At 43.1% G+C, this 15,886-nt stretch carries 12 protein-coding genes and 1 other annotated feature; of the genes, 5 read left to right on the top strand and 7 right to left on the bottom strand.

Annotated elements, in window-relative coordinates:
* The first annotated feature begins 204 nt into the window (after positions 1–204).
* Complete coding sequence (gene sltY, locus AC4MRV_RS16655; RefSeq protein WP_491188448.1) at positions 205–2,160, top strand: murein transglycosylase; 1,956 nt, start codon at positions 205–207, stop codon at positions 2,158–2,160.
* Between the two features lie 17 nt (positions 2,161–2,177).
* The gene (trpR, locus tag AC4MRV_RS16650; protein ID WP_491188447.1) at positions 2,178–2,474 is read left to right on the top strand and encodes a trp operon repressor; all 297 of its coding nucleotides are present in this window, start codon (positions 2,178–2,180) and stop codon (positions 2,472–2,474) included.
* A gap of 45 nt (positions 2,475–2,519) precedes the next feature.
* Here trpR and yjjX read toward each other — a convergent pair whose 3' ends face one another.
* The 7 genes from yjjX to AC4MRV_RS16615 all read right to left on the bottom strand — a co-directional run bounded on the left by yjjX (position 2,520) and on the right by AC4MRV_RS16615 (position 10,971).
* On the bottom strand, positions 2,520–3,053 hold the full coding sequence (gene yjjX, locus AC4MRV_RS16645) for an inosine/xanthosine triphosphatase (protein ID WP_491188446.1): 534 nt from the start codon (positions 3,051–3,053) through the stop codon (positions 2,520–2,522).
* A complete protein-coding gene (locus AC4MRV_RS16640) occupies positions 3,019–5,367 on the bottom strand; it encodes a putative bifunctional diguanylate cyclase/phosphodiesterase (RefSeq protein ID WP_491188445.1) in 2,349 nt (782 codons plus the stop codon). The genes yjjX and AC4MRV_RS16640 overlap by 35 nt, the downstream gene beginning before the upstream one ends.
* Positions 5,351–6,394, bottom strand: a complete 1,044-nt coding sequence (locus AC4MRV_RS16635) for a polyamine ABC transporter substrate-binding protein (RefSeq protein WP_491188444.1) — start codon at positions 6,392–6,394, stop codon at positions 5,351–5,353. The genes AC4MRV_RS16640 and AC4MRV_RS16635 overlap by 17 nt, the downstream gene beginning before the upstream one ends.
* Positions 6,395–6,556: 162 nt before the next feature.
* Positions 6,557–7,735 carry a prephenate dehydratase gene (gene pheA / locus AC4MRV_RS16630; protein WP_491188443.1) on the bottom strand — a complete coding sequence of 393 codons (1,179 nt, stop codon included), beginning with the start codon at positions 7,733–7,735 and terminating at the stop codon, positions 6,557–6,559.
* Between the two features lie 15 nt (positions 7,736–7,750).
* Positions 7,751–7,871: a sequence feature (Phe leader region), on the bottom strand.
* Positions 7,872–8,000: 129 nt separating this feature from the next.
* Positions 8,001–8,336 (bottom strand): ribosome hibernation-promoting factor, HPF/YfiA family, encoded by a 336-nt coding sequence (hpf, locus tag AC4MRV_RS16625; RefSeq protein WP_491188442.1) that lies wholly within the window; start codon positions 8,334–8,336, stop codon positions 8,001–8,003.
* Positions 8,337–8,690: 354 nt separating this feature from the next.
* Positions 8,691–10,130 carry an MltF family protein gene (locus AC4MRV_RS16620; RefSeq protein ID WP_491188441.1) on the bottom strand — a complete coding sequence of 480 codons (1,440 nt, stop codon included), beginning with the start codon at positions 10,128–10,130 and terminating at the stop codon, positions 8,691–8,693.
* A gap of 115 nt (positions 10,131–10,245) precedes the next feature.
* The gene (locus AC4MRV_RS16615; RefSeq protein ID WP_491188440.1) at positions 10,246–10,971 is read right to left on the bottom strand and encodes an outer membrane protein assembly factor BamD; all 726 of its coding nucleotides are present in this window, start codon (positions 10,969–10,971) and stop codon (positions 10,246–10,248) included.
* 172 nt (positions 10,972–11,143) lie between these two features.
* On the opposite strand from AC4MRV_RS16615, the gene rluD reads away from it, so the two are divergent.
* The 3 genes from rluD (at position 11,144) to clpB (ending at position 15,548) form a co-directional block, all read left to right on the top strand.
* Positions 11,144–12,124 carry a 23S rRNA pseudouridine(1911/1915/1917) synthase RluD gene (gene rluD / locus AC4MRV_RS16610; protein ID WP_491188439.1) on the top strand — a complete coding sequence of 327 codons (981 nt, stop codon included), beginning with the start codon at positions 11,144–11,146 and terminating at the stop codon, positions 12,122–12,124.
* A 2-nt stretch (positions 12,125–12,126) separates the two neighbouring features.
* Entirely contained in the window at positions 12,127–12,855 is a 729-nt protein-coding gene (gene pgeF, locus AC4MRV_RS16605; RefSeq protein WP_491188438.1) for a peptidoglycan editing factor PgeF, read from the top strand.
* A 119-nt stretch (positions 12,856–12,974) separates the two neighbouring features.
* Positions 12,975–15,548, top strand: coding sequence for an ATP-dependent chaperone ClpB (gene clpB, locus AC4MRV_RS16600; protein ID WP_491188437.1), 2,574 nt, complete (start codon positions 12,975–12,977; stop codon positions 15,546–15,548).
* Positions 15,549–15,886 lie beyond the last annotated feature (338 nt).

Raw genomic sequence — 15,886 nt, 5'->3', positions numbered from 1 at the left:
GGTGGCTTTGTTACCTTCTCTAAGGTGAAGTAGTGAAATTACTCTGTGTTATTGATGCATTACTGAACAAGCTTCCGAATAAAGCAAGGTAAACGTCACAGTTGTGTGAATTTATTATTATTTACATCTGCGTGCTTTACAGCGAGACGTACAATAAGCATTAATTAGGAACCTAATTGACTATTCTCAACAGGAAGAGAATTTATGATGCTGACGCTTTCAAAGTCGCTGCATCGCATTCCTTCATCGATGCTGGCTCTAGCATCTTTGGTTTGCAGCGCAAGTTATGCCAATTCAGCACTGGCACTCGATCTTAAACAACAACGTGAAGTTTATGACCAAGCACAAAGCTATTTAGATAAAAAAGATGTCGCGAGCTATCAAAAAGTGCGTAGTCAAATTGCTGATTATCCTCTAACGCCTTATATAGATTATCGTGCATTTTTGGTCGATATTCGTGAACGCTCTCCGCAAGAAGTGACTGATTTTATTGAGTCACATGAGGCCTTTCCATTTTCTAGCCGTATTCGTGCGCCGTACATTGACAGCTTGGCTAGGCAGAAAGCGTGGACCACACTGCTTGAGTTTCAAACGGTGGAGCCGCGTGGTGAAACGTATCAATGTCATTATTATAACGCGCTCTATCAAACCGGAGATAAAGAACAGGCTTTCAAAGGTGCAGAGAAGCTTTGGCATTCTGGACGCTCCATCTCTGATGCATGTGACCCCTTGTTTGCTGCTTGGGATCGCGCAGGCTTGAGGACCGATGAACAAATTTTGCAGCGTATGCAATTGGCGTTTGAAGCGCGTAATGGTTCAATAATGAACTATTTGATTAAGCAAGTTGATTCATCAAATGCTAAGCGGCAAGCAAAGGATATGAAATCCTTGTTTAATAAACCTGAATCTGTGGTTGAATTTGCTCGCCAGCATCCAGCTACTGAGTTTTATCAGCAGCAGGTGATTCAAGGAGTCAGGAAGCTTGCTCGTAAAGATGTAGAGAAGGCAAAGAAGTCTTTTGAATCTGTTGTCCAAACCCAAAAGTTGTCTGACATTCAGGCTCAAGAACTGGCTGATTACATCTCGTTTCGCCTTATCAATACTAACTCGGACTCTCTCGCTACATGGCGCGACAGTAAAATCTCCACATCGCAAAGTAGTGTATTGTTAGAGCGCCGTATCAGGCTAGCGATTCAACAGGTCGATTGGAATGGCGTGCAGCGTTGGATTGGTTTACTCGAAAGCGATAAGCAAGAGAGTTTACGTTGGCAGTATTGGCTTGGTCGCAGTGAAATAGAAACAGGTAATAAAGTCGCAGGTCAGCAGCGATTGGAGAAATTGGTTGGCCAACGGAATTTCTACAGTGTGGCTGCCGCGAAAGAGGTCCAACGTTCGATAGACTATCCCGTCTCGACGATATCCTTGGATAAAAAGCGCGTCGAGCCTTTTAATTCTTCACTCGTGCGTATTGCTGAGCTGGTTGAGAGAGACAAAATTGCAGCCGCGAAAAGTGAGTGGCGTTGGTTACTAAAAAGAGCAGATGAAGGCCAAAAAGAGATGCTTGCGGCTTATGCCTCTTATAAGCGTTGGCACCACTTAACAGTTACTGCGAGTATTGAAGCTAAAATGTGGGATAACCTAAAGTTGAGGTTCCCCGTTGCTCATCGCTGGTGGTTTAACTTCTATGGTGAGAAACATAGCATTGACCCGATTACTTTGATGTCACTAGCTCGCCAGGAGAGTGCGATGGACGTTGAAGCTCGTTCACCAGTTGGTGCGCGTGGGATTATGCAAATAATGCCCTCTACGGCTAAATATACAGCTCGTAAGTATCAGCTTAGCTATCGAGGTACCAGTGAACTGTATGAAGTTGGTAAGAACATAGAAATTGGTAGTCACTATCTGAAAGGCCTATTGGAGCAATACGATAACAATCGAATTTTTGCGTTTGCTGCGTATAATGCTGGACCACATAGAGTAAAAACCTGGAGAAACCGTACTCAAGGTAAGCTTGATGCTTATGCCTTTATTGAAGCGATTCCATTTAAGGAAACTCGAGGGTACGTACAAAATATCTTGATGTTTGAGACTTATTATCGAGACCTACTTGGTGAAGATGGTGCGTTTCTGAACAAAGCGGAGATAACAACCAGGTATTAAAAAGGCAGTAAAAGTAGATGGCAACCGAACCTGAGTATACCGATTGGCAACAGATTTTAGATCTGGTCAAAAGCAGCAGTGAATCTAACCAACATGAGATGTTACTTACTATGTTGTTAACTCCGGATGAGAGAGAGTCATTAGTTGCTAGGGTGAATATTTTTCGAGAGTTACTCAAGGGAGATATGTCTCAGCGTCAAATTAGTCAAATGCTGGGAGTAGGTATTGCTACCATCACTCGTGGTTCGAATGAGCTTAAATCTAAATCTGAATGTGATAAGCAAGAACTTGCGCAGTTACTCGAGAAAAAGTAATTTTAAAAAGGTGCCTCTAGGCACCTTTTTTGATTGCAGTCAGCCTTATAGGTTAGCTGGAAAATGAGTGGGATTGGTAAACGGAATTAATGCCAGAATGAGAGCTTGGTGATAGACGCTGCTACGGGTAAGCAAATCGTTAGTTAGCAAGCTGATCGCACCACCTTTTTGTTTAATGTTCTCTGTTGCAAAGACTTCATCCATAACATCACCTAATTCATTCGCATACGCGAGCTTCTCTAATACAATCGGAGGAAGCATTAAGCTCGCTGAACGAGATTCACCTCGGTGGGTCCTTGATTCAATCACCATCCAAGCAAAAGTTACGTTCTGTTCAATACCTGCTTCAAGCCCCACATAGTAATCGGCAGTGGGTTGCTCAGATTTAGCATTAACCACACGGTTGCGTGCCCCTAGGTAGGTGTCATCGTTGTTCATTGGTTGATCAGCAACTCCGCTTGCTACACTGACTCCTGAAAACTCGAAGCGCTGTTGAGGAAAAGCAGCCTGAAACGCACTTTTTACAGCATTGATCTTGGCTGGATTAAGCGAAGCGACAATAACTTTCTTCACTGACATCAGTTGACCCTTTCGTTTTATTCTTATTTAGACTTAGTTGTTCAATAGAGATTGGAGGCGAAAGGTAATAGCCTTGCATGTAATCGCACTGATTGTTGGCTAACCATTGATGCATTTCTTTCGATTCAATCCCTTCTGCGGTCACTAGCATAGATTGGGAATGGCAAAGGTCAACCAAAGGCTTGACGACGGTTTGGTTGTTTGTCTTGGTGAGAGCTTCCAAAAACTCTCGATCAAACTTGATTTTCTGTACTGGGTACTCAACCAGTTGTGTAATGGAGGTATAGCCTGAGCCAAAGTCATCGATGGTGAGCTTAAAGCCCATTTGGGACAACTCATAAAGCAGTAAATAGCTTTGAGAGTCAGAAGCGAAAGTTTCCGTAATTTCAAAATCAATCAACTCAGGTCGTACAGCATAGTCTTGTGCTAGTGCATGAATATCTTGAGCAAGCTGTAATGAATCTAACTCCGCGGAGGAAAGATTGATAGAGAGCTGTACGGGCCTGTCAAAGCAATTTTGAATCGTTGCAAAATCTTTAAAGGCGTGTTTTACAACCCAACGATCAATTACTCCAAATAGGCCTATTTGCTCAGAGATTGGAATAAATTCACTAGGGTTTACGTTGCCCAGTTTAGGGGAATTCCAACGAAGCAGAGCTTCTAACCCTCTTACTTCTAGACCGCTACGATCAAAGTACGGCTGATAAAGTAACTGAAACTCTTGGTCGAGATTACAGGTTCTCAAAGCTCGTTCTAATTGTGAACGACGGCGTACGACTTGATCCAATTCTTTCGAGTAGTGGGCGACTTGGTTTTTTCCTGCGTGCTTGGCTTGATACATCGCCGTGTCCGCATTGGATAGCAAGGTTGTAAGATCTCGTCCATCTTCCGGGTACGATGCTATACCGATACTTGCGGTGATTGGAAAGTTACCTAAAGGGGAGTTCGCGCTGTTTTGAATAGGTTCTAAAACGGCATTGGCGATTTCTGGGGCATAACTCGCATGTTGATTTGAGGACGAGATAAATACAGCAAACTCATCGCCAGATAATCTAGCAGCTAAGCATTTAACATTGTATTTGTGTTCATATTCATTACTTCTTTGGCGAATGTGTTCAGCAAAGTTCACTAACAATGAATCACCTATATGGTGGCCATACTTGTCGTTTACATACTTAAAATTATCAAGATCAATATAGAGAATCCATGCGCGGGTATCGATCAGTTTATTGGCGATAGTCCGTTCAACAAACATTTGAAACTGATAGCGGTTAGCCAGTTGAGTAAGATGATCATTCTCAGCCATCGCTTTGGTTTTCTGATAGCTAGAGTTGAGCTCTTTATACATGTCATAAAAGCGAACTGAAAGACGACCAATCTCATTATCGGATGTCAGTTTTTCTATGTTCGACCTTTTATGCTGCTCAACTTCTTGAAGCTGATAATCCAAGCGAGTGATAGGCTGGATCACATGGCGATATAGTAAAAATAGGAGAATCAGTACGGTAGATACCGCTGATGCCCCAAAGGCGAGCAACAGTTTGTTTTCAATTTTGTTGAGCTGTTCGTTAAGTAGATACTGAGCAGGGTCTAAAACGGCATATAAATTCGGTTTAAGCTCAACTGATTGGGTTAACCCAGATTTCTTTACAGGCTCTTGTGCGAAGAAAATGCTGCTGTCATTGTCAAACTCGAGGATACGTTTAAGTTGATCAAAGCTATCAAGTGAGAGTGAAACCACAACAAAAAACACTTGTTCTTTGTTGTAACTCAAAGGGGAAGTGAAAGTATCGTTGTCGAGTACGTCATAACGAATAAGGATACTCTGGCCCTGATAATTATTGGCAAACCCGGTATGAGATAGCTGGCCGGTTTGTTTATAGATATGTCGAATGTACTTGAGTACGTTCTCATCGAGTGTCGCAAAGGGGTCTTTTTGGTTGTCTGCGTAAAAGCGTACTTGCTCGTTGCTGTCTATGATGGCAACTGCGATGTTATCTTGTTTATTCGGTTGTAGGTTATCGATAGTGGTTTGTAGATTTTCAATTAGCCTCATTTCTCGGTAAGGATTTTCAGGCTGACTGAAGTAGTGGCGAATAATGTCACTTTTTATAAGAGTCAGGGAATAGCTATTAATTAGAGACACAGATTGACGAAAATGCCCTGCTAGCTTTTCCATAGTTAGCTGAAGGTAACTATTCTCACGTTTTATGAGCGTGTCTTTTTGGTTGATGTAGATGCTGTAGCTAGATACAGCTGCACTGAGCATGACTACAGGGGCAACTAACAACAGAACTCTAGTACTGAGCTTCATGATTCTTAACTATGCGATTAATAATTTTCGTTCTTAAACTGATGTTTTCAGCGGAAAGTATGCTATCGATATAGCTATTTTCCATGCGTTCAGGGCTTGGGAATAATGATGCATCATTTCGATACCAAGCGGGCATCAGTTTTAATGCACTTAAATTCGGTGTTGCAGCTTTAATATCTGTTGCATTCATTGCAGCAACTGTGGGATCTGAAAGATAGTTAAGGAACGCCTTAGCAAGCTCTTTATTGTTAGAATGACTATTAACAGCCAGGCAGTCTAACCAGACGTAAGTTTCGCCTTCAGGAACAACGAAGTCCCAGATATCTTGTTCGAATAATCGATTTAGTGAGTGATGGTCACCGCTATAAGCAAGTGCTATTTGGAGTTGATCTGACTTTCCATGGCTACGGAAGTAACTCAGTAGGTATTCGAAAGTCAGCACTCTCTGACTGAAAGCTTGAAGAGCGGGGTAGGCCTGTTGTATTTCGTTACGGTCATCTGTTGTTGGTGATATACCTAAGCTATAAAACAGGGGCAAGAAAGACTCGACGGTGTCGTTGATCATACCAATTCTTCCGTTGAGTGCTTCATTGGGCTCGACAAACTCATGCCATGTCATAGGCGGTTGCTTAATCAGGTCTTTCCTATATGCGATACCTACGGTGCCCCAGAAGTAAGGAATGGCGTAGTCGCCACATGCTTGATTCCATTTATTGGCATTATGCTTTCGATTCGGCAGGTCGGTTAGGCGCTCGAAACTACCCAGCTGTCCATATATATTGGCGGAAACGTTATCTAGTAATACGATATCAAATGGCAGCTGAATACTTTTCATCATTAAAAGGCTGCGTTCATCGTCATTGTCAAAATGAGAAAGCAGCACGGGACTGCCTTGCTTCTCCTGCCATTGTTCAATAACTTTCGGAGAAAGGGTATCTTCCCAAAGGTAGATATTCAGTGGTGAAGTGTTTGCCGTTACGCTAATCGAGTAGCAAGACAAAAGGAAAAAAGAGATAAATGCTCTCATACTGACAGAGTTGTAGCCTTAAAATTGAAATCCAATTTTGCTTATTGGCGTCAGTATAAAGCGCTGACACTGTATTAATATGCAACTTAACTTATGAATACTAAGAAGATTTGTAAACAGTGTCAGCTTTGATATGAAATAATTTGAGCTAGGTAGCTATATTTACTGCAACTTTACTTGTGTTGGTTTCACATTTTCCGATGGGTAACATCCTAGTACTTTCAAGTGCTTAGTGATCTTAGTCAATTCTGCGAGCGCACTCTGCATTTCATTGGAGTCAAGGTGTGAAGCGAGATCTACATAAAACATCTCTTCCCAAGGGTTCCCCATAATTGGTCGGGATTCCAACTTGGTCATATTGATGCCATAGCGTTGTAACACAAGTAAGGTTTCAACCAGAGAACCTGCTTCTTGGGACGTTGACATTATAAGAGTTGTTTTCGCCGGTATTTGTGCTGAAACCTCAACAGGCTTGCGAGCCACAACAATAAAGCGCGTGTGGTTTTCAGTTTGGTTGGCAATGTTGCTTTGAATAGGCTGCAGGCCGTAAAGCTTACCACTTGATGCATTACCAATAGCCGCGACATCGTTACGGCCCATTTGTTGAACTTTTTGCATTGCATCAGCGGTGCTGGCACAAGACTCCAGTTGAACGCCTTTTAACTTGCCCAAAAACTCACTGCACTGCTGGTGAGGTTGTGGGTGTGAATAAAGCGTTTTTAGGTCTTCAAGGCGGATATCAGACGTTGCCACTAAGCAATGCTCTATAGGCAGTGTCAGCTCACCAACAATGTAGAGTGTTGTATGTTGAAGCAAATCGTAAACTTCGTTTATTGAACCGGAGCTAGTGTTTTCTATCGGTAGAACACCGTAATCTGCATGACCGGATTCAACGGTATTTGCAACTTCTTTGAAGTGTTCGCAGTTTAGTTCGATCAGCTCAGTGTTTTTGCGGCTAAAGTACTCACGGCTAGCAAGGTGAGAGTACGAGCCTTTTGAGCCAAGGAATGCGACTCGAGCCAAAGGCTTACGACTCAGTTCTGGGTTGGCCAGATTCTGTAAGTATGACTGCTGTAGTAATACAGAATCTTCAATAATAGTGTGAAACAGCTTCGTGATGTATTGAGCATCCAGAGAGTACTTGTTTTTACCTGCATTTATCAGTTTGACAAGCAGTTGCTGCTCACGACATGCATCACGGACAGGTTTAGATGTTTGAACCTTACTCTTTGCGACTTCAATGCTCATTTGTCTGCGTTCAGACAGCAATTTTAGCAGTTGATCATCAAGCTCATTCAGTCTTAGTCGGATCTCTTCGAGCGAGTATTTTTGTTCAGTCATCCTGTATTCCTTAAAAATAAAAAAGCCTCCCTTTGGGAGGCTTCCTGTTCGTTTTTGACTTATCTTTCGAAAACGAGAGTGCCTCCAAACTTAGTGGAGAAAAAAGAAGTCAAAAAAGAACAGGCTAGTTGTTTGCATATATCACTACTTTTCATTGAAACCTCCAACACAATAAGCAACCACTAGTGGAGCGTCAAGCAAAAAAATAGCGCCTTTCGGCGCTATTTTTAGGATTCCTCTACTACTCCAAGTAGAGTGTATGTTGCTATTCCGCTTCTAACTCGGCTTCTTCTAGCTCTGGTTTTTCAGAGCGACGAGCTTCAGGTTTGTGGCGTAGTTTGTTTAGCTGACGTTCCAGTTTCTGTTCTACCTCATTAACGGCAGCGTATAAATCTTCATGTGTTGCAGATGCAACCAGTTGGCCTTTTGGTACAGTGATGACAGCTTCAAACTTCATCTGTTTGTTAGGTTCCTCGCTGAAGCTTGTTTGGCAACCAATAATGTCTACTTGCCACTTTTCCAACTTTTTAAATTTGCTCTCAATATGAGTGCGGATTGCAGAGGTGATTTCGATATTTTTACCAGTGATGTTTACTTTCATAGATGTTTTCCTCTGTTTCATCCCTCATGGGTTGAGTTCAGATTACCGCTCAGGAGTAAAAATAATGTGATTCAAATCACGTTTTTATGGCTGTTTTTTAGCACTAAAACCAAACGTGATCCAACTCAAATAGTACGCCGATTTTGATATGAAAAAGCTTGTGCTAGAGAAAAATCTCATTAGATTGGGAGAGGTAAGATACTAAAAATCATCTGCTTTTTAGGGAGTTTATTCGACCTGATAAAAGCGTTGCCTAAAGATTGACCTGCCTTAATTTGTGAATTTTCTTCCAATTTTCGAACAGTAATATCCAAACAAACTAGCAACTGTTTAGTTATTGTTCTGTCTCGTTCGTTACCTCAATAATGTTGGTAGTCGAAGTACCGATGCATTTGTAGTGGATTGGCTTTCACGTAACGCTTTTAATGCTTCTAATTGCTTATAGATAACAAAGTAACGATTAATGTTCGCTACGTAGTGAACAGGTTCACGGCCTATATGCCTTCTTGCCATAATTTCTACGTTCTTAAACCACTGATTTGGATCGTAACCTTGCTGAGAGGCTAAGCGACGCATTTTACGAATGTTACCCGGGCCAGCGTTGTAGGCCGCAAGGGAGAAGTAGACTTGGTTATCTGGACTAATAGCTTCGTCGTTGAAGTAACGATCTTTTAGAAATCGCATGTATTTTACCCCTGCATGAATGTTGTTATTCACTTCGTAGATATTAGGAATATTTACGTTGGGGTCTTTTGCTGTGCTTGGCAGTACCTGCATAACTCCTACAGCCCCTTTATGTGAGACTTTACTCTGATCTAATCCTGACTCTTGAAAGCCTTGAGCGGATATCATCAATGGGTCGAAGTTGTACTGCTCAGAATAGAGAGAGAAGATGCCTGATAGACTCTCTAACCGGTTAATATGATTCGGATTAAGAATTTTCTTTAACCAACGAGTATCGTTAAGGTATTTGCCATATATTACATTGCCCAGTAATGTCCCGGAGCGAGAAGTTTTTAAGTACAGGTTGACGAAGTCGGCAAGTTTTGGGCTGTTTTCGCGCATTGCCCAAGCTATTTTTCCTTCCTGTCGCAAGGGGATCGCATCGTGGACTTGGATGTCTTCCATCACTTTGAGCCAAAGTTCGGTTTTGTGACTATCGAGCACGGTAGCTTGAATATGGCCTTGATTAACCATTTCAATTAGCTCTACGTCCTGCAATGTCTCTTCTACAAAGCGTACAATTACAGGAGGGAGCCCCTGACTATCTAAGTTGTGATTGAGTTTTTGGAGGCTTTCGAAGTAACTGGAACTGGCTCGCACCCATATCTCTTTGCCGCTTAGCTGCTCTAGGTTTTCAAATGCAGGTATTGATTTATTCGTGACAAGTAACTCGCGAACACCTGTTAGGACGGGTTTACTGAAATCAACAATTTTGTCTCTAGCCGGAGTGATCGTGAGGTTAGCGACGACTAAGTCACCATAGCCTTTTTCTAGTGAGGGAATTAATTCGTCCCGGTGTACAGGGATGACTTGCAGATTAAAGTAGGATGAACGTTGCTTGAGCTGTTTTTCAAAGTGGTAAAGTAATTCTGCAAGAATGCCTTTAGGTTTACCGTCCTCGACATAGTAGAAGCCAAGATCTGCCGCCACCAACACTCGAATAACGCCTTTCTTCTCTAGCTCAGGAAGGTCTCCAAAATAAGGATCTTTCTGTAACGGTGAGAGTGAAAGAGCGTGGGTGTTCGATACAAATAACAGTAATACTAAACAGCTGAAAACAACTCGAAACATTAACTAACCTCTTAACTTTGTTAGTTAAAAATAGTTCGAGTGATTGATATAAGCCAAGAAAGGGAATGAAAAAACCGCTCCAAATGTGAAGCGGTTCTGATTAATTAATATTCAATTAAAGCGGGTTCAGCTCTATTAACTGTTCAGTACGTTTAATGGCGTCTTCTAGACCAAGCTGTTTATAGGCTTCTAACTGAATTTCCAGCGATTTACGCGCTGCGATTGTGTCTGGATAAGTTTTTTGAAGCTCTTGAGTGCGATTGATAGCCGCGATCCAGGCTTCGCGACGAAGATAAAAGTCAGCTGTCGCGAGATCATAATTCGCTAAACGATTCTTGAGCGCTAGCATGCGTTTTTGCGAGTCTTGTGCGTAAGGGCTATTTGGGTAGCGCTCAAGTAGACGTTTAAAGTCCGCGAACGCTTTTTTCACAGGCTCTGGATCGCGGTCACTGCGATCTACGCTAAATAGATCGTGCATAAAGTTACGATCTTGCGCCATGTGCGTTAGTCCACGCATATACAAAACCCAATCTAATTTTTCATGCGTTGGGTTTAAACGTGTAAACCTTTCTATAGTTGCAAGTCCAAGGGCTAAATCATCATTTTTGTAGTATGCGTAAATCAAATCCAGCTGAACTTGCTCTGAGTAGGCACCAAATGGGTAGCGAGAGTCCAAGGCCTCAAGCTGACTGATGGCCGAAAGCCAGTTACCACTTTGAAGCGAAACCTGGGCTTCTGAATACAGCTCAGATGGTGGCACGTCTGGAACTATCTCTTCGCTGCTTGAGCAGCCAACCAGTACAGATAATGCCAATAAGCCAGATAAAGTATGCTTTTTCATGTCAGGATTCGATTCCTTGAGATAAATATTTCTGCTGCTTCCGTTACTTTCTGGACGGTAACAGATACAATGTCCAATTATACCCGATCAACTCGAGTGATTGAGTTGTGGTGAGTAGTCTATTTTTCCACAGTAGTGACAATTAGTCTCACAGTTTTTAAAAAAGTTCGATATGGCTCAGCAGATTGAATTAACCAATACAGTAAAAGATAGCCAACTGGGTCAACGCCTAGACCAAGCTATCGCCGAATTATTCGCCGATTTTTCTCGTTCACGACTTAAAGAGTGGTTGTTGGCGGGTAAAGTTCAAGTCAACGGTGAAGTTGTTACCAAACCTCGCACTAAAGTTATGGGAGGGGAGGAAATCATTCTGCAAGCGGAACTTGAAGATGAAGAGCGCTGGGAAGCGCAAGATATTCCTCTTGATATCGTTTATGAAGATGATGACATCTTAGTGATTAACAAACCGCGTGGTTTTGTTGTTCACCCAGGCGCAGGAACTCCAGATGGCACCGTGCTTAATGCTTTGTTACATCACTACCCGAATATTGCCGAAGTACCTCGTGCTGGTATCGTGCATCGTTTGGATAAAGATACAACGGGCTTAATGGTTGTCGCTAAAACCGTACCTGCGCAAACTCGTCTAGTACGTGCTCTGCAGAAAAAACGCAACTTTGTTCGTGAATATGAAGCAATCGCTATTGGCCGAATGACCGCTGGTGGGCGTGTTGAACAGCCTATTGGTCGTCACTCGACAAAACGTACATTGATGGCGGTTAGCCCTATGGGTAAACCTGCTGTGACGCATTATCGAGTTGCGGAACATTTCCGCGAACATACTCGTATTCGTCTACGCCTAGAGACTGGTCGTACTCACCAAATTCGTGTTCATATGTCTTACTTGCAGCACCCTCTATTGGGTGATACTGCATACGGCGGTCGCGCACGTATCCCTAGTGGTGCATCAGAAGAGCTAGCGAACCACATTCGCGGCTTTGACCGTCAAGCTCTTCATGCCGTCATGCTTAAGTTTGAGCATCCTATTACGGGTGAAGAAGTCGAATTCCATGCTCCAGTTCCTGATGATATGGTCGAAATGGCAGAAGCACTTCGTCAAGACACGCAAGAACACGGTTTGCAAGACGAGTTCTAGCCATGGAAATGATCATCCCTAACTGGCCTGCGCCTAAAAACATCAAGGCTTTTGCTTCAACCCGCGCTGGTGGTTACTCAACACCACCCTATGAGGGATTGAATCTCGGTGCTCACGTTGGGGATGATGATAAAACGGTCATGCGAAATCGTCAGTTGCTTACAGAGTCCGCTAATATGCCATCGGCTCCGGTCTGGCTTAACCAGACTCACTCGACAGTCGTGACTGAAGTGAATCAGCCGACAAATGAAGTGTTGAATGCTGATGGCCTATTTACCCAAAAATCAGGCATTGTATGTTCAGCGATGACTGCAGATTGCTTACCAGTTTTGTTAACTAATGTCTCGGGTACTCAAGTGGCCGCGGTTCATGCCGGTTGGCGTGGTTTGGCGGATGGTATCATTGAAAACGCACTCTGCCACTTCGATGGTGAGGTGATGGCTTGGATTGGTCCAGCGATCGGCAGTGAAGCGTTTGAAGTTGGTGATGATGTTCTTCAAGCGTTTTGTTCATTTGACCCCAAAGCTGAACAAGCTTTTAAAGCTAAAGCCGAGTTAGGAAAGTATCTCGCAGATATGAATCAGTTAGTCACTCAAAGACTCAACAAATCTGGTGTTACGCGAGTTTACTATAGTGAACTGTGTACCTATCAGGATTCTGAACGGTTTTACTCTTATCGTCGAGATGGCATCACTGGCCGCCAAGCCACATTTATATGGATTGAACCGTAGCAAATTCCCACACTGATAAGATGATTTTATCTTATCCTCTCCCTTGAAAATCTGACTTTGCGTAGCCATCTTTCATACTGATTATAGAATTCTTCTCAGTTGAGGTTAGGAAGGTAGATATGCGTCTTGACAGATTCACTAGCAAATTTCAAATCGCGATATCTGACGCTCAATCGTTGGCGTTGGGCCGCGATCATCAATACATAGAGCCAGTCCATTTGATGGTAGCGTTGATGGATCAGGATGGGAGTCCGATTCGTCCGCTGTTAACTATGCTCAATGTCGATATTACTCATATGCGATCTAAGCTCAGCGAGATTTTAGAGCGTTTACCTAAAGTGAGCGGTATCGGAGGTGATGTTCAGCTTTCTAGCGCAATGGGCACTATGTTCAATCTATGTGACAAGGTTGCTCAAAAGCGACAAGACGCTTACATCTCATCTGAAGTCTTTTTACTTGCAGCCATCGAAGATCGTGGTCCGCTTGGGGCTCTACTAAAAGAGCAAGGGTTAACCGAAGAAAAAATAAGCGAAGCGATTGATAAAGTGCGTGGAGGTCAGAAAATCAATGACCCGAACGCTGAAGAGTTACGTCAAGCATTGGAAAAGTTTACCATCGATCTGACTGAGCGAGCAGAGCAAGGCAAGCTCGACCCAGTAATCGGACGTGATGACGAGATTCGCCGAACCATTCAAGTACTGCAACGCCGCACCAAAAATAACCCTGTCATTATTGGTGAACCTGGCGTGGGTAAAACCGCGATTGTTGAGGGACTAGCGCAGCGCATTATTAATAATGAAGTACCAGAAGGCCTTCGTGGGCGTCGTGTTCTCTCGTTAGATATGGGGGCGCTAGTGGCCGGAGCTAAATATCGCGGCGAGTTTGAAGAGCGCTTAAAGTCCGTATTGAATGAGCTATCCAAAGAAGAGGGCAACATCATCCTCTTTATTGATGAGATCCACACAATGGTTGGCGCTGGTAAAGGCGAAGGCTCAATGGATGCGGGAAATATGCTTAAACCGGCATTGGCGAGAGGTGAGCTGCACTGTGTAGGCGCAACAACATTAGATGAATATCGCCAATATATAGAGAAAGATCCGGCACTAGAGCGTCGTTTCCAAAAGGTGATTGTTGATGAGCCATCAGTGGAAGACACTGTTGCTATTTTGCGCGGCCTCAAAGAACGTTATGAATTGCACCACCATGTAGAAATTACTGATCCTGCGATAGTTGCTGCGGCGAGTTTGTCTCATCGTTATGTTTCAGACCGACAATTACCGGATAAAGCGATCGACTTAATCGATGAAGCGGCATCGAGTATTCGTATGCAAATCGATTCGAAGCCAGAAGCGCTAGATAAACTCGAGCGCAAAATCATCCAACTCAAGATTGAGCAGCAGGCGTTAACGAATGAGCATGATGATGCGAGTGAAAAGCGCCTCAATATCCTTAATGATGAGCTTGCTGAGAAAGAGCGCGAGTTTGCTGAGTTAGATGAAGTGTGGAATGCTGAAAAAGCCGCTTTATCAGGTACTCAGCATATTAAATCAGAACTGGAGCAAGCTAGGCTAGATATGGAGTTTGCTCGTCGTGCCGGTGATCTCAACCGAATGTCTGAACTCCAATATGGTCGTATTCCAGAACTTGAAAAGCAGTTAGATCTGGCGACTCAAGCTGAGATGCAAGAAATGACTTTGCTTCGTAACAAGGTTACGGACAATGAAATAGCTGAAGTTCTGTCGAAACAAACGGGGATCCCAGTATCTAAGATGCTTGAAGCTGAGAAAGAGAAGCTTCTACAAATGGAAGGTGTATTGCATAAACGTGTTATTGGTCAGACAGAAGCGGTCGAAGTAGTTGCTAATGCAATTCGCCGTAGTCGTGCAGGTTTGTCCGATCCGAATAAGCCGATCGGTTCATTTCTGTTTTTAGGGCCAACGGGTGTCGGTAAAACAGAATTGTGTAAAACGCTGGCTAACTTTATGTTCGACAGTGAAGACGCGATGGTGCGTATCGACATGTCTGAGTTTATGGAGAAACACTCTGTTGCAAGGTTAGTGGGGGCACCACCAGGTTACGTTGGATATGAGGAGGGTGGCTATTTAACAGAAGCGGTACGTCGTAAGCCATATTCCGTTATCTTGCTTGATGAAGTAGAAAAAGCTCATCCTGATGTATTCAATATTTTGTTGCAAGTGCTCGATGATGGTCGCCTTACTGATGGTCAAGGTCGTACAGTCGACTTCCGAAATACTGTTGTAATCATGACATCTAATTTAGGTTCTGCGCGGATTCAAGAAAACTTTGGTGCACTTGATTATGAGGGAATGAAACATCAAGTGATGGAAGTGGTAAGTAAGCATTTTAGGCCTGAGTTTCTTAATCGTGTTGATGAGAGTGTTGTATTCCACCCATTAGCTCAGGAACACATCAAATCAATCGCCTCTATTCAATTAAGTCGTTTGTCTTCACGAATGGAAGAAAAGGGATATGCTCTTGAGGTATCAGAGAAAGCTCTAGATCTTATCGCTCAAGTTGGGTTTGACCCAGTATTCGGTGCGAGGCCGCTAAAACGAGCGATACAGCAAAGTGTCGAAAACCCGCTTGCTAAAGCAATATTGGCTGGCAAAGTTGTCCCTGATAAGCCGGTGAAACTATTGGTGAACAATGACCAGATTATCGCTCATCAATAAATAACCCATTTAAAAGGGCCTTTTAAGGCCCTTTTTGCTTATCTTTAATTCGCTTTGTATAAAATACAAACGAACGGTTCAAAGGGAGAGTTTTTTTTGCATTTAGCTCTTGTGCTTGTCGGATAACTCCCTATAATGCGCCTCCGTTGTCACGGGAAACCTGATTAATAAACGGCTTGAAAGTGAAGTAAGTAACTTTCGGAGAAGTAACGAAAAAAGTGTTTGACACTTAAAGTTATATCGATAGAATGGCCGTCCGCTTTGAGAGAAAGCTCAAAGCAACGCTCTTTAACAATATAAACCTATCAATCTGTGTGGGCACTCGTTGATGATAATCC

The organism is Vibrio sp. (assembly GCF_984391705.1).
This window is presented reverse-complemented; position numbering and strand designations above follow the sequence as displayed.